General features: G+C 53.8%; 13 protein-coding genes and 1 pseudogene. 9 read left to right on the top strand and 5 right to left on the bottom strand.

All coding sequences use genetic code 11. From position 1 onward, the window contains the following. Positions 1-17 precede the first annotated feature (17 nt). The 6 genes from ACXUPB_RS20725 (at position 18) to ACXUPB_RS20700 (ending at position 5,575) form a co-directional block, all read left to right on the top strand. A complete protein-coding gene (locus tag ACXUPB_RS20725; RefSeq protein WP_022521206.1) occupies positions 18-878 on the top strand; it encodes a branched-chain amino acid ABC transporter permease in 861 nt (286 codons plus the stop codon). Positions 879-890: 12 nt separating this feature from the next. Beyond that, on the top strand, positions 891-1,958 hold the full coding sequence (locus ACXUPB_RS20720) for a branched-chain amino acid ABC transporter permease (protein WP_179915023.1): 1,068 nt from the start codon (positions 891-893) through the stop codon (positions 1,956-1,958). 3 nt (positions 1,959-1,961) lie between these two features. Then, a complete protein-coding gene (locus ACXUPB_RS20715) occupies positions 1,962-2,729 on the top strand; it encodes an ABC transporter ATP-binding protein (RefSeq protein WP_133731900.1) in 768 nt (255 codons plus the stop codon). Then, complete coding sequence (locus ACXUPB_RS20710; RefSeq protein ID WP_133731901.1) at positions 2,726-3,457, top strand: ABC transporter ATP-binding protein; 732 nt, start codon at positions 2,726-2,728, stop codon at positions 3,455-3,457. Before ACXUPB_RS20715 ends, ACXUPB_RS20710 begins: the two co-directional genes overlap by 4 nt. Positions 3,458-3,537: 80 nt before the next feature. After that, the gene (locus ACXUPB_RS20705) at positions 3,538-4,737 is read left to right on the top strand and encodes a benzoate/H(+) symporter BenE family transporter (RefSeq protein ID WP_327050257.1); all 1,200 of its coding nucleotides are present in this window, start codon (positions 3,538-3,540) and stop codon (positions 4,735-4,737) included. 37 nt (positions 4,738-4,774) lie between these two features. Next, positions 4,775-5,575 carry a universal stress protein gene (locus tag ACXUPB_RS20700; protein ID WP_179915024.1) on the top strand — a complete coding sequence of 267 codons (801 nt, stop codon included), beginning with the start codon at positions 4,775-4,777 and terminating at the stop codon, positions 5,573-5,575. Between the two features lie 9 nt (positions 5,576-5,584). Here the strand turns inward: ACXUPB_RS20700 and ACXUPB_RS20695 are convergent, their stop codons facing one another. Then, on the bottom strand, positions 5,585-6,487 hold the full coding sequence (locus ACXUPB_RS20695) for a LysR family transcriptional regulator (RefSeq protein ID WP_133731904.1): 903 nt from the start codon (positions 6,485-6,487) through the stop codon (positions 5,585-5,587). A 208-nt stretch (positions 6,488-6,695) separates the two neighbouring features. On the opposite strand from ACXUPB_RS20695, the gene ACXUPB_RS20690 reads away from it, so the two are divergent. Together ACXUPB_RS20690 and mscL are read left to right on the top strand one after the other, a co-directional pair. Next, positions 6,696-7,139, top strand: a complete 444-nt coding sequence (locus ACXUPB_RS20690; RefSeq protein WP_179915025.1) for a universal stress protein — start codon at positions 6,696-6,698, stop codon at positions 7,137-7,139. 151 nt (positions 7,140-7,290) lie between these two features. Next, positions 7,291-7,458 (top strand): annotated as a pseudogene (gene mscL, locus ACXUPB_RS20685) (large conductance mechanosensitive channel protein MscL); the annotation flags it as partial. A 63-nt stretch (positions 7,459-7,521) separates the two neighbouring features. On the opposite strand, the gene ACXUPB_RS20680 reads toward mscL, so the two are convergent. Genes ACXUPB_RS20680 through hemC form a run of 4 tightly spaced genes read right to left on the bottom strand, consistent with a single transcriptional unit; the run spans position 7,522 to position 12,107 of the window. Then, positions 7,522-8,799 carry a heme biosynthesis HemY N-terminal domain-containing protein gene (locus ACXUPB_RS20680; protein WP_472954496.1) on the bottom strand — a complete coding sequence of 426 codons (1,278 nt, stop codon included), beginning with the start codon at positions 8,797-8,799 and terminating at the stop codon, positions 7,522-7,524. Next, the gene (locus ACXUPB_RS20675; protein ID WP_472954495.1) at positions 8,796-10,373 is read right to left on the bottom strand and encodes a uroporphyrinogen-III C-methyltransferase; all 1,578 of its coding nucleotides are present in this window, start codon (positions 10,371-10,373) and stop codon (positions 8,796-8,798) included. Before ACXUPB_RS20675 ends, ACXUPB_RS20680 begins: the two co-directional genes overlap by 4 nt. 13 nt (positions 10,374-10,386) lie before the next feature. Then, entirely contained in the window at positions 10,387-11,166 is a 780-nt protein-coding gene (locus ACXUPB_RS20670) for a uroporphyrinogen-III synthase (RefSeq protein ID WP_336273432.1), read from the bottom strand. Further along, positions 11,163-12,107 (bottom strand): hydroxymethylbilane synthase, encoded by a 945-nt coding sequence (gene hemC / locus ACXUPB_RS20665; RefSeq protein WP_336273433.1) that lies wholly within the window; start codon positions 12,105-12,107, stop codon positions 11,163-11,165. The genes ACXUPB_RS20670 and hemC overlap by 4 nt, the downstream gene beginning before the upstream one ends. Positions 12,108-12,242: 135 nt before the next feature. Between hemC and ACXUPB_RS20660 the strand changes: the two genes are divergently transcribed. Further along, a complete protein-coding gene (locus ACXUPB_RS20660; protein WP_472954493.1) occupies positions 12,243-15,026 on the top strand; it encodes a sensor domain-containing protein in 2,784 nt (927 codons plus the stop codon). Positions 15,027-15,066 lie beyond the last annotated feature (40 nt).

Here is a 15,066-nt window from a genome sequence, read left to right as displayed (position 1 = left end):
ATTCTCGGAGGGATCTTATGGATCTCGCATTTTTCAGCGTACAGCTCCTTAACGGTCTGCAGTACGGCTTGCTGCTTTTTTTGATTGCCAGCGGTTTGACGTTGATTTTCGGCATCATGGGCATCATCAATCTGGCCCACGGCGCTATGTATATGATTGGTGCCTATTTGGTTTACGACCTTACCCTGCGCTTGGGTAATTTTTGGCTGGCTATTCTGGTGGCTATTCCTATCGCTATTGCATTGGGACTTATTATTGAGCGGCTGTTTCTGGATACGCTCTACAAGCGCGATCACCTATATCAAGTATTGCTAACCTTCGGTCTGATTTTAGTGCTCAACGAAGCACAGCGGATTATTTGGGGGGGCGATGTGCATCGTGTTGCGGTGCCTGCACCGTTCGATGCCAGTATTCAGTTGACTGATAACCTGCAGTACTCGGTGTACCGCCTCTTTGTGATGGGCGTCTGCCTGGCATTGGCTGGGGTGATCTATTGGGTGATGCGGCATACGCGGCTGGGCATCATCATCCGCGCCGGCGCGGTTAATCGCGACATGGTTGAAGGGCTGGGAATCAATGTCCGTACCCTCTTTACGCTGATTTTCAGCGTGGGTGTTGCGCTCACTGCCTTTGCGGGAATGATCGCCGCACCGCTCACCTCTATCGCGCCAGGCATGGGCGATAGCATTCTCATCACTTGCTTTGTCGTCGTCGTCATCGGCGGTATTGGTTCCATTAAAGGAGCCTTTTGGGGCGCCATCATTATTGGCATGGCCACCACTTTTGGGGCGGTACTCATCCCTAGCCTTGCCAGCATGGTGATCTACCTGATTATGGCGGCGGTATTGCTGGTGAAACCGCGCGGTCTTTTCGCGTGAGGAGAGTAAGAAATGTTACATAGATATCCCAAGCGCGTTGCGTTCATCATGCTGGTATTAACGGCGTTGGTGGCTGCTTTTCCTCTCTGGGGAGAAGCGGTATTCGGTAATCAGGCCAACTTCATGTTGGAGAAACTGACCCTGATGCTGATTCTGGCCCTGTTTGCCATGAGTCTGGATCTGCTGGTAGGCATTGTGGGCTTAGTCAGTCTGGGGCATGCGCTCTTCTTCGGTTTGGGGGCCTACACTCTAGCGTTAGCCAGCCCTGATTTTAGTCCAGCGTCAATGTGGTGGATGCTGCCACTTGTTATGGGCGTCTCAGCCTGTGTCGCGTTAATCGTCGGTGTGCTGGTGATCCGCACTAAAGGCATCTTCTTCATCATGACAACGCTGGCATTTGGCCAGATGCTTTACTACTTCATTAGTACATCCCAGTTTGCGGGAGGAACCGATGGTGTTTTTATTATGTTCCGACCGAGTTTGGCATTAGGGGAGCGTACGCTGGTAGATCTTGATAACCCTTACAGCTTCTTTTACTTCTGTTTAGGGATGCTGCTTCTCGGCTACTTCTTTCTACGCTGGCTCACTCGCTCCTACTTTGGTCAAGTGCTCGACGGTATTCATGACAACGAGCACCGAATGCAGGCCTTAGGCTATGCCACCAGTGGCTACAAACTGGTTGCCTTTGTTATCGCTGGGGTAATGGCGGCGGTTGCTGGCATGTTGGCGGCGATGCAGTACGGCTTCGCTAATCCGGCTCAGCTTGGCTGGCACACCTCTGGCGAAGTGCTAATGATGCTGATTTTAGGCGGCATGGGTACCATTTTTGGGCCCATCTTAGGCGCCTTCGCCTACGAGATTCTGCTCTACCTATATGAGCATGCCACGACTCACTGGCCCATCCTGATGGGGCTGACCATTATCGCTGCCGTACTAGTGCTTCCACGGGGCATTGCCGGCTTGATAATCGCGCCACCCTGGCGCCGCAAGCGTCAAACAGCCTCCGAAGCCGTGTCCGAGAAAGAGAATGCGTCGATAGCTACCTCAGCTCAACCCGTTACACAGCGTAAGGAGAACTAAGCCATGCGCGACGAGATTGTCTTGGCCACCCATGGTTTGACCCGACGCTTTGGTGGTTTAGTGGCGGTTAACGATGTTGATTTTGATGTTAAGGCCAATGAGATACACGCCATCTTGGGTCCTAATGGTGCGGGTAAAAGCACGTTGATTAATTTGCTTTCTGGCGAGATCCCGCCCTCTGAAGGACAAGTGCTTTACCGCCAACAACCGATTCAGGGTAAAAGCGCGCGCCAGATCGCGCGTATGGGGATTGGCCGTAGCCACCAGAAGACCAATATCTTCCCACGTCTTAGTTGCCTACAGAACTGCGAGCTGGCGGCGCGTATTCATATGGGCGGTGTGTTTGGCAGCTGGCGTTCGCGTCAAACAGCACAAAAGGTGAGCGAGCGTGCTCAAGAGGTGCTAGATACCTGCCAATTGAATCATCGCGCTCATACGACAGCATCCGATATGAGCTATGGCGAACAGCGTCAGTTGCAGATCGCGATGGTGCTAGCGACAGCACCGTCGCTGATGCTGCTGGATGAGCCAATGGCGGGGATGGGGCGTGAAGAGACGGCTCAGGTCACGGAGCTGCTCGCTAGTTTAACGGATCGTTATACTTTGGTGCTGATTGAGCACGATATGGATTCGGTCTTCCGATTGGCCGATCGCATTACCGTTATGGTCGATGGCTGTGTGTTGGAGAGTGGTCCAACAGAACAGATACGTACTAGCGAAAAGGTACGCGATGTCTATCTGGGGCGTCATGATGAGGGGGCAACCGCATGAGCGCAGAGCAAACAAGTACACCATTGATTGATGCCCGGGGGCTGCATACTTACTACGGTGAGAGCCATATTTTGCACGGGGTGAATTTGACCCTGATGCCCGGCGAAACACTGAGTCTTCTGGGCCGCAATGGGATGGGCAAGACTACTACGTTGAAGTCGATACTGGGCTTTGTCCCCCCGCGGCGTGGCGAGGTGTTTATTAAGGGCGTCTCGGCTACCAAGCGGCGTCCTTGGCAACTCATTCGCCAAGGGATCGGCTACGTGCCTGAGGGGCGTGGCATTTTTCCCGGCATCAGTGTGCGTGAGCATTTAATTATGGCCGCACGCCCTAATGAGCGCGGAGAGTCCCCTTGGACGCTGGAGCGAGTCCTGGATACATTTCCACGCTTGGGTCAACGTATTAACCACGATGGCTCTTTTCTTTCGGGCGGCGAGCAGCAGATGCTGTCTATTGGTCGCGCGCTGACAACAAATCCTGACTTGATGATCCTTGATGAGGCGACCGAAGGACTCGCCCCGCTGATCCGAGATGAAATCTGGAAGATCATACGAGAGGTCAAGGCGACCGGCATTTCGACCATTATTGTCGATAAAAATATCGATAACCTTCTTAAGATAGCAGAAAAACATCTGCTGCTGGTCAAGGGGGAAGTGGTCTATAGCGGTGATTCCCAGGGGCTAAAAGACAATCCTTCAATCCTTGAAACCCATCTCGGCGTCGCCTGACATGGCTCCGGCAAGCGGATGCTTGCCGGAATTGATGTCGGCTATCGCGTTAAATTCATTGATACAGGGAAATGTGTTGCATGCAATTTCACAAGCAATTGCTAAAGGACCTATCGATTCCGGCAATCGCTGCTGGCTTTGTGGCAGTGCTGGTCTCTTACTCTGGCCCCTTGGCGATCTTTTTTCAGGCAGCCCAGAGCGCCGAAATATCCAGCGCCATGATGACGTCTTGGGTCTGGGCAATCTCTATCGGCGCAGCAGTCTCGGGTATCTTTTTAAGCCTGTGGTTAAAAGTCCCGGTGGTGACCGCTTGGTCGGCGCCTGGGACTGCGTTATTAGTGACTCTTTTCCCAGGGCTGTCACTTAATGAAGCGATAGGTGCTTACTTGACGGCAGCAATGATCATTTTCGTGATCGGTGTTACTGGCTCTTTTGACCGAATTATCCGGATGATCCCCCCTGGTATCGCCAGCGCGATGATGGCAGGCATCCTGTTCCAATTTGGTGTAGGCGTTTTCGTCTCATTGGAAAGCGTACCGGCGTTGGCGATTGGTATGATTATCGCTTATTTACTATTTAAGCGACTTACGCCTCGCTACAGCTTAGTGCTGCTTTTGATTGCCGGGGTTACTTTGGCAGTTTTGTTAGAAGGCGCAAGCCTGGAAGGTGTTTCCGTTCAGTTTGCGGATCCACAGTTTATCCGCCCCGAGTGGACGTGGAACGCTACCTTGAGCCTGGCTATTCCGCTGGTTTTGGTCAGTCTGACGGGGCAATTCTTGCCCGGTATGGCCATTTTGCGTACCTCAGGTTACTCCACCCCGGCCAAACCAATCGTAATTGTGGCCAGTTTAACGTCATTCTTTACCGCTTTTTTCGGCGGTATTACGACGGTTATCGCTGCGATTACGGCAGCCATCTGCACCAGCAAGGAAGCGCACGAAGACCCTGATAAGCGCTATGTTGCGGGGGTGGCAAACGGCGTTTTCTATCTAATTGGTGGCATCTTTGCTGGCACTATTGTGGCGCTATTTACCTCATTGCCGGGGGAATTTGTGGCCGTACTGGCGGGCCTTGCGCTGATTGGCGCCATCAGTAGTAATATCAGCGCGTTTGCTGCCGAAAAGAGTCACTTGGAAGCCTCTGTCATTACCTTCATTGCCACGGCATCTGGCATTAGCTTTTTAGGGCTAGGCTCTGCCTTTTGGGGAGTCGTTGTTGGGGCGCTTGCCTACAACCTGCTGCATCGACGTTTTAACTCGCTTAACCATAAAACCCAATAACAGTAGACACTACTTAAGCGGTAGCTGGAGTGTAACCATGGAAAAGATCGTTGTGGCAATTGATGACAGTGAAGGCGCTTTGCATGCACTAGAGTTTGGCCAAAAGTTTGCAAACCAACTAGGCATGGATGTAAGCGCTATCTCAGTGGTGCCAGCGCAGGATGAGATAGCCGCCAGGCGGGTTAAACTGCAGGAGCGCCTATCGAAGCATCATTGCGAAACAGTACACATTGATGTCGTTTCCCATGATAGCGCTAAGGAATACCTCGGTGAGCTTGCCAGCCGTGAAGATACCGGGCTATGCATGATGGCGCATGGGCGCCGCCCGGTGCCCGAAATGCTGATAGGCAGTGTAACTGCCGGTGTTGTACGTCGAGCCCATCGACCGGTTTACCTGTGTGGCCCACGCTATGACAGCCGTGCTCACCACCGCGTTGAAGTGTTAGCCGTTTGCGTCGATGGCTCTAAGCTATCCGAGCAAATCTTGCCCTATGCTTCTGCCTTAGTGAAGCGCTTGGGGGCTCGGTTACAGCTGCTGCAAGTAATGGATGCTGCCGCTAGAAAACCAACGACGTTAGGTCATACCGATGTCATGGAGTCAGCCTACTTGACCGCTTTGGCACGCCGTGTCGAGAGTGAGCAAGCGCTTGAGGTTGACTGGGAGGTGCTGCATGGCGACCCCGCGGATTCTATCGTCAGCTACTTAGCGGGTAGCCATAATACCATGCTTGCCATGACAACCCATGGGCATAGTGGTCTTTCGCAAGTAGTGGCCGGCAGCGTTAGCCATGAAGTGCTGCACGAAACGTCCTGTCCAGTGGCCGTACTGCGTCCATAAAGGAGGGGGTTATGGGTAACGACCGGAGCGGCGGTTTTCCACGAGTACATTTAAAATAGTATTGGCTTCCTGCATAAGGGGAGAGGGTTTTTCGCCGCGCCGACGGCTGCAAATGACGGGTGAGGTAATGGTTTTGTCTGCCAGTGCTACGTAAGTGATGCCGTCTCGCTGGACACGTTTTACCTGTTCTGGAACCAGTGTAATGCCAATGCCTGAGGCGACGAGGCTAAGCGCCGTCTGAACCTCGTTGGCCTCCTGTACCACCTCAACCTTTAAACCTTGGCGGCGGAAAATGCCTAGTACCATGTCTGCCAAGCTAGGGCGTGGTTTTGCGGGAAAGAGGATTAGTGGATAGCGAGCCAGTTCTTCGCAGGTAGGGGTGGTGCCTTCTAATGGATGACCGCTTGATAGGGCGGCAATAAATGGCTCATCGAAGAGAATTTCCTGCTCGACATCCGGGTCGTCAATGCGAAGACGCCCAAATCCCATATCAATGCGACCAGCTTTGAGCGCCTGAATTTGTTGTACGGTGGTAAGCTCTGCCAATGAGAGCTCAACATTATCCATATGGCGCAAATCACGCACGAGCATAGGGAGTTGTCCGTAAAATACGGAGGGTACAAAGCCAATGCCAAATAGTGCACGTTTGCTACGTGCCATGTGTCGAGTGGCGTCGATGGTGACTTCTACTTTCTCTAAAATTTGTAAGGCGTGTTGCTGAAAGAAAACCCCCGGCGGGGTCAGGCGTAAGCCTCTTGAGCTGCGTTCAAACAATTCGGCGCCTACTTCTTGTTCTAACTGCTTAATTTGTCGTGAAAGAGGCGGCTGTGACATATGCAAGCGTTCAGCAGCACAAGTGAAATTAAGCTCTTCGGCTACAACACAAAAGTACCTCAGGTGGCGTAGTTCCATGATACCTCCAAGGTATGAGCGGCTACTTAAACAATATTGGCTTTGTCATTCGCTTGTTAGCATGCTGGCGATGCTTTTCACGTATTGAGGCAACTTAAAAACCAGCCTAACCAAGCGCCATAACGCTACCAGCATTTAAACGTTTAAAAGCGAAATATCGACTACGACTTTAGTAAAGAACGCTAGAATAAAAGGAGGTAGGCCTGCCATGTATGCGCGTATTTTAGTTCCTGTCGACGGCTCTGAGAGCGCTAAACAAGCTTTGAAAGTAGCTTGCAAGCTGCTGGATAGAGAAGGCTCCATGCTCTACTTACTACATGTACCTGAAACGCTTACCTATGCGACCACACTGGTATGGGGCATTGGTGCGATTGATGCTGGTACTACGCTTGCTGAACGCGAGAAGTTGGGTGAACAGCTATTGGCCCAGGCGGTGAGCTCCGCGCAGGCAGAGGGCGCTAAGCACATTGAAGAGTTGCTGACGGAAGGTGACCCAGCCCGCGCCATTATAGAGGCCGCCAATGCCAATAATGTCGATGCCACTGTGATGGGCAGCCGGGGACTAAGCGACTTGGCTGGTGTGGTGATTGGCAGTGTATCGCACAAAGTGAGCCATTCAGCCAAGTGTCCTGTGATTACGGTGAGCCAATAAAAAGCAGCGGCGATATCTGCCCGCACCTCTCCCGATACAGTTTTCAATCTGCAGAAATTTACTTGTCGCCTAACACAGCCTAGCCCATGTTTTTAGCAAGACGCTATAACTCAGGGTATTGGCTAAAAACGAAACGTTAGGACGTTTGAAAATGACAAAATTTTTCCAGGAATTTCGAGAGTTCGCGGTAAAAGGCAACGTCGTCGATATGGCGGTGGGGATCATTGTCGGCGGGGCGTTTACGCTGATTGTGCAGAGCCTGGTGGCGGATGTGATGAACCCGCTGATTGGCTTGTTGGTGGGCGGTGTGGGTTTTTCCAAACCTTAGCCACTAAAAAGGGCGCCTATGAAGGCGCCCTTGAGCGGTATAGCAGAAGCGCCGCTACGCGCTTTTTTTAATGGTTTTGCTCTCTTTTTGCTTACTGTCGGGCTTTTTGCTGTCGTTAGCATCGCTGGGTTGCGGCAGCGATGGCAGCGATTTGGCCAACATCTCAACACTGTGGCGGTAGTAGAGCTGACTCTTGTTATGCTCGCCCAGGCTTGCATAGAGGCGCGCAAGCTCAGCGCAGACTTCTCCATTGGGGCGCTGACGCTGGCTGGCTTCAAAGTACTCGAGTGCTTTCTGCCATTGGCCGATACGCAGCGAGAGGCGACCACAAGCGAGCAGCAGCTCTGGGTCGTTGGGGCGTTCCTGCAGCCACTTCTCAGCTTTCGCCAGTTGGCGTCCTGCGTCCACATTCAGCAGGCCATAGCGTTTCACCAAGCGCGCGTCCCAGTGATGATCCAGCGAGTGGTTGAGCAAACGCTCGGCAATCGGCTCCTCGTTAGCCTGAATCAGCGCTTCGGTGTAGAGCACGATTAGCTCGGTGTTGCCGCGCAGGTAGTCGGGCATGTCGGCCCACAGCCCCCGCACTCGTTCAATATTGGTGGGGTTTTGCGCTTCAAACACGATCAGTTCGCGGTAGGCTTTAAATTCCAGCTGCTCACGCTCTTGCTGGGTAATCAGCTTTTGCGCAGCTAGCCTTGGAATCAAGCGCCGTAGGCCTTCCCAGTCGTTGACGCTCAAATGCACCTGTTTGAGTAGCTTGAGTACCTGCGGGTGGTTCGAGAGCTTTTTATCCAACCGGTTCAGGATCGCCAGCGCCTCTTCCGGCTGCTGACGCTCAATCATCATTTGCGCCTGCATCAAGCCCACCGCAGTATCGGCGCCGTCGGTGGTTAGCTGCGCTTGGTTGAGATGCTCTTGGGATTTCGCGTGGTTGCCCTGGTAGTGGGCTGCCAGCGCTGCCGAGAGGTAGTTGACCAGCGGTGTGCTAGAGTCGTCAGCGGCATTCACCAAGGTCTTTTCAGCTTTTTTCCAGCGGCCTTCGGTGAGCGCTACCAGGCCACGCTGAGTGCGCTGCATGGCGCGGCGGTTGCGGGCACGGCTGTTCCAGGTGCGAAAGCGTCCCATGGGGCGAATAATGCCGCTGAGTAAGCGCAGTACAAAGTGCAGCACGACAAACGCCGCGAACAACAGCACTAGGCCAAACCAGAAAGAGGTTTGAATAGATGAGTCGCCCACGCGGATCAGCCAGTAACCGGGTACCGACATCATCAGGTGCCCAAACAGGGCCCCGACGGCAAGCCCGGCGACAATGAGGAGAACGAGCTTTCTCATGCATCACCTCCGCTTTGGCCACGCGTCTCATAGCGGTTCTCGATAAAGCGTGCCAGTTCCTGCTGAGAGGCGCTGATATCCGGCAGCTCCGGTTTAACCTCGGCTTGCTGTAGCTCCTCTAGACGAGTAATAACGCTTTGCGTCTCTTCGCGAGTGGTGTCGTAATAGTCGTTTAGCAGCTGCAGCGCTTTATCGATACTCGCGTCATAAAGCTCTTTTTCTTCATTGAGCAGGGCTAGCTGAGTCTGCTCCAGTACTAAGCGCAGGCTTTGGCGCAGGTAAGACTCTTGCTCCGGGGTAATCAGTGCTTCCAGGGCTTCGTCGTGGTGGCGAACCACCACCAAGTCTTTGAGCTCTTCACCGAAACGCGCTAACTGGCGCTGGAACGTGCCGGTAGGCGGCTGCTCGATACTCGACGTTACCGCCTGCTCTTCAATTTCTTGCGAGAGACGCAGTTCAGAAATGCGCTCCTGCTGCGCATTCAGTGCTAGGTAGAGCCCTGTACGGTCAACCTGGGGCACGGCGTCAAGCGCGGCTAGCTCATTGGCAATCGCTTCGCGAACGGGGGTCAGCGCGGGGTTATCCGCATCGACCAAACGTGCATCGGCAGTGCGCAGTAGCGCGGCGGCGCCATCAACGTCGCCTTCTAGCTGCAGGCGTTGGTTGGCTAGGCGTAGTAGATAAGCGGCTTCGGCATGCAGCCATTCGCGCTCGTCTGTGTCCTGTTCTTGAGAGAGTTGGTCAAGCACTTGGCCTAGCGTCTCGTCGACATCACTACGGTAGCTGTCAAACTCACTGCGCAGCTCATCCATGGTGCTTTGAATTGCTTCATTGCGCTCCGCTTCGCCGCTGTCTAAACGCGACTCAAGGTCGCTGACTGCCTGTTGCGAAGCGCTACTTTCAGCCTGTTGCGCCAGTTCGTCGAGGCGTTGTTGCTGGCTTTCAAGACGCTGCCAGCCTTGCCAAGCAACAAACGCTAAGGCAATGGCTAAGATAAGTACCAGGGCGATGGCGAGACCGCTGCCCTTTTTACCGCTATTCCCGCCGCTATTGTTTCCACCGCTACTATTTCCACTACCACTGTTTCCACCACTAACATTTCCACTACCATGGCCCGCGCTGCCAGCCTTCTCAGTAGCGGGTTTTGAAGCTGTGGAACCTGAAAAAGCGTTAGACGAGGTGTTTGAAGGGCTTGGTGCAGCCGCGCTCGGCGAAGCTGTGCTGCTGCCTTTAGCCGTGCTGGAAGTCGTCGTCGGCGTTACATCCGCCGGTTTTGCACTCGCCTGTGAAGTGCTGGCCGCGGCAGGGTTCTTTTCTGAGGCACTGTCTGAGGTGCTATCTGAAGAGCTAGCAGCAGTTGAGCCCGTATTCTGGGATCCTTTTCCACGCCGCCGCGAACGACTGTTTTTAGCCCCACTGTGAGACGGTGTTGCTGAGCTAGTCGGGGGTGACTGCGTGCTAGGCTCAGTGGCGTCGGTAGTGGAAGCTGCTTTGTCAGTCGTCGTGGGGACGCCTTGGGAGGCATCGGCGGACGTAGGTTGTACATCGTCCTGATCGTTTACTTGTTTGCTCATCTGTCGCTAGCCCTTAGTAAGTTCCTTGATCGACATCGGCACCCTGTGGGTCGCAGGTCTCCAACGCCGCTATCAACGCAGCTGGCGTTGCTCCAGACGCCACCTTGAGGTTACAAAACCCCAGTATGCCAGCCAGTGTAGCTAAACGGCGACTGGAAACGATTAGCGGTTGGTTCAAGGCCGCCTGATTACACCATTTTGCCAGATGTTCCAGCAGTTCGCTGCTGGTGACGATCAACGCCCGATAATTACCTGAAAAAAGGCGCGCCTGCTGAGCAGGTGCAAGCGCATGAAAGGTGCGCCGATACACGGCAATGCGCGTCACCTTTGCACCCCGCTCGGCAAGCGTTTCAGCGAGCAGGGGCCGGCCGCCTTCACCTGCCACCAGTAGAACACGCTGATGCGCTAATTGCTGCAGCGATGCAAGCGCCAGCAGCGCTTCGCTAGTATCTTCGCCCGCGGTGGGCGAAGGCACATGGACGCGGATTCCCAATTGATTGTAAAGCGTACTCGCGGTGGCGCTGCCAACACTATAGTAGTCAATTCCCACCGGTAGCTGGGGCCAGAAGCGATCCAGCGCCTCACTTAAGCAGGTGGCAGCAAAAGGGCTGATGACAATTATCTTACGGTACTGATCAATATCCAGCCAAATTTGCCGCATGGCGGGGTCTTCTGGCAGTGCTTCAAGCTGCATCACATTGAGTGATTCAACGCTTTCGCCCTGGTTGCGCAACGCCGCCGCTAACGCTTCGCCGCGTTCCCCTGGGCGGCAGATCAGTACCGGTTGGCTCATATTTCGCGGCCGTAAACCTCTGCCAAAATATCGCCAGCGCCTTGGTCGAGCAGCTCTTCGGCAATGCGAATACCCAGCGCTTCAGGTTCATGCATCGAGCCTCGCCCTTCGGCGCGTAGCACTTCTGTGCCCTCAGGGTTACCGACCAGGCCGCGCAGCCACAAGGTTTCATTATCCAGGTCCAGCACCGCATGGCCCGCAATAGGCACTTGGCAACCGCCTTCTAAACGCGTATTCATGGCCCGCTCTGCACGCACGCGCGTGGCAGTATCGGCATCATCCAGCGGCGCCAGCAACGCGACGAGTTCGGGGTCATGCAGGCGGCATTCGATACCTAACGCGCCTTGGCCGCAGGCGGGCAAGCACACTTCCGGTGGCAGCGCCTGAGCAATGCGCTCATCCAAACCCAAGCGTTTAAGGCCCGAGGTAGCCAGAATGATGGCGTCGAATTCGCCCGCATCTAGCTTGGCCAACCGCGTTTGCACATTGCCGCGTAGATTAAGAATTTGCAGGTCAGGGCGGGCTTCACGCATTTGCAACCCGCGGCGCAGGCTGGCGGTGCCAATACGCGCCCCTTCTGGAAGCTCATCAATGCTAGAGTAGTGGTTGGATACAAATGCATCGGTTGGGTCGGCGCCCTCCAGAATGACCGATAAACCCAGTCCTTCAGGGAAGTGCATCGGCACATCCTTCATGGAGTGAACGGCAATGTCGGCGCGGCCATCCAGCATGGCGTCTTCCAGCTCTTTGACGAACAGTGCCTTACCGCCAATTTTTGAAAGCGGCGTATCGAGAATTTTATCGCCCTTGGTGGATAAAGGCACAAGCTCCACTTCAAGACCACTGTGCTCCGCCATTAAACGGTCGCGAACGTACTCAGCCTGCCACATAGCCAGTTGGCTTTTACGCGTGGCAATGCGCAATTTGGTGATAGATAGCACGTTATTCTCCCTAATACCGCAGACACGGCGAGTCAAACTATGTTAAACCTCATCATAAAGCACCGAGCGTCACAGTAAAAATAACGGAGCTAATTATGCTCTCGCAACGTGTCTTTTCATTGCCTAGGAAATCGTATGCCCTCAGTGCTTACTAAAGGTCAGTTGGATCAGTTCTTTCTGCTCTCGCAGGATCTGTTTTGCTGCATCGACTTTCAGGGCACGCTACTTGAGGTTAATCCGGCTTTTGAGTCGCTGTTGGGATATTCAGCCGATGCGTTGGTCGGGCGTCGCTGCGGAGTGGTGGTAGATCCGCAGGATTATCCGGTGATTGAAGCGGCGCTGGTGCGTATGCAGCGCAGGGAAATTGTTATTCCCTTTGAAGTCCGCGCCATCTCGGTGTCTGGGGAGGTCCATTGGATTGAAATTACCCCGACTGCCGGTGGTGATGTTATTTATATTATTGCCCGGGTCATCACGCAGCGTAAGTTGGCAGAAGCACAGTTACTGAGCAACCAGCGACTATTTAAAATAGCCGGTGAAACGGCGCTGATAGGCGGCTGGTACGTGGACATGGTCATAGGGATGCCTAACTGGTCGGATGAAATTTGCCGCCTCCATGGTGTGGCTCCCGGCTTCCAGCCGACCGTTGAACAGGCAATTGGGTTTTATGCGCCCTCCTCCCAGCCGCGTATCCAGGAGGTCTTTACCGCCTGCTGCCAACAGGGGGTAAGTTTTGACGAAGAGCTAGAGGTGATCACTTACCAAGGTAAGCATATCTGGGTGCGTGTTATTGGTAAGGCCGTGCGCGATGAGCGTGGGGAAATCAGTCAGGTGGAGGGCTCGACGCAAGATATTACTGAGCAAAAACAGCTGCGTGAAAATCTAACCCAGCTTGCGCAACGACTCACCATTACGCTTGACAGTATCACCGATGGTTTCTTCACTTTAGATACGGATTGGTGCTTTACCTACGTTAATAGTCAGGCGGAGCGTATTTTGAAGCGCCGCGAAGGCGAACTGCTGGGCCAGCATATTTGGCAGAGCTTTCCTGATGCAAAAGGCAGCTACTTTGACGACGAATATCAACGTGCGGCTAGCCAACAAACGGCGGTACATTTTGAAGCTTTCAATCCGCGGTTAGAGTTATGGCTGGAAGTGCATGTTTATCCTTCAGCTGAAGGGCTTACCGTCTATTTTCGCGACATTAGCGAGCGCAAAGCGAGTGAGCATCAGCTGAAGCTGCTAGAGCGTAGTGTGGAATCAAGCACTAATGGGGTGATTATTGTCGATGCCCAAAGCAGCGATCTACCCGTGGTCTACGTCAATGCCGCCTTTGAGCGCATAACCGGTTATTCGCGCAGTGAAGCGCTGGGGCGTAATTGCCGGTTCTTGCAGGGCGAAGATACCGACCCCGCTACCATCAAGTTGTTGCGGGAGGGTGTTACTGAGCAGCACGAAGTGCACGTAGTGATCCGTAACTATCGGCGTGATGGTTCGGTTTTTTGGAACGACTTGTATATTTCGCCAGTGCGCGACGGAACAGGTGACGTGACTCACTATCTGGGTGTTCAAAACGATGTATCTGAACAGCGCGAATATCAGGCCCAGCTTACCTATAACGCCAATCACGATGCGCTTACCGGGCTGCCTAATCGGGTAATGCTTGGTCAGCGCTTGGAAGAGGGGTGCGTGTTAGCACGTCGCTATCAGCGCTTTATTGCCGTTCTGTTTATCGATCTGGATGATTTTAAACCCATTAACGATACGCTCGGCCATGAGGTGGGCGACTTTATCTTAGTCGAGGTTGCCAAGCGCCTTGAAGATGAACTACGTCCTTGGGACACCGTGGCGCGCTTTGGCAGCGACGAGTTTGTTGTTTTACTGCCCGACTTAGCCCATGAAAAAGACGTGATACAGGTGGTGGAGCGCGTGCTGCAGAGGCTTTCGCCGCCGTATTGGTACCGTGGCAGCGAGCTGCGTATTACCGCCAGCATCGGCATTGCTATCAACGATGGCAATATGAAAAACCCTCGCCAACTTATCCAACAAGCAGATTTGGCCATGTACAAGGCCAAGCGACGCGGACGCAACACCTACCACTGGTATACTGAAGACTTAAATCGCAAGGTAAGTGAGCGGGTCAGTTTACGCAGTGCGCTTCAGCAAGCCATTGAGCAACAACAGTTTACGCTTTATTACCAGCCACAAGTCCATGCCCCGAGTGGCCGCGTGGTAGGCGTAGAAGCATTAATCCGCTGGCAACATCCAGAGCGCGGTAATGTTCCGCCGTCTGATTTCATCAGCTTGGCAGAAGATACCGGGCAGATCATACCGATCAGCGATTGGGTGCTAGCGACCGCTTGCCGGGATGCCCAGCAGCTTAATGCCATGGGTGTTGGCCCGATCACCATGGCGGTCAATATCTCCCCGATGCAGTTTCAACGCCCCGGTTTTCTGGCCTCTATTCAACAGGTGCTGACCCAGAGTAGCTTAGCGCCAGTTCTGCTAGAGCTTGAAATTACCGAGGGGGTTTTAATGGACAGCGCCGAACAAGCAATCCAGGCATTAGCGGATTTGTCTGCGTTGGGCGTTCATATTGCCTTAGACGATTTTGGCACCGGCTTCTCTAGCTTGAGCTACCTTAAGCGCCTGCCGATTAATAAAATTAAAATTGACCGTTCGTTTGTGCGCGATGTGATTACCGATCGCAACGATGCGGCCATTATCGATGGTATTGTCGCCATGGCGGGAAAAATGGGGTTAGGAGTACTAGTGGAAGGGGTAGAGACGCTGGAGCAGTTTGCCTACCTTGAACAGCACCACTGCCACTACTTTCAAGGCTACTACTTCGCTCGTCCTATGCCCTTAGACGCCCTCTGCGCATTTTTGGCATCACCCCCTGTGTTTGCTGCTCGCTGACCGGCGACTCTGGTACACTTTCCGCAACGACTCCCACTTT

It is taken from the genome of Vreelandella sp. DA03-1M (assembly GCF_055725665.1).
This window is presented reverse-complemented; position numbering and strand designations above follow the sequence as displayed.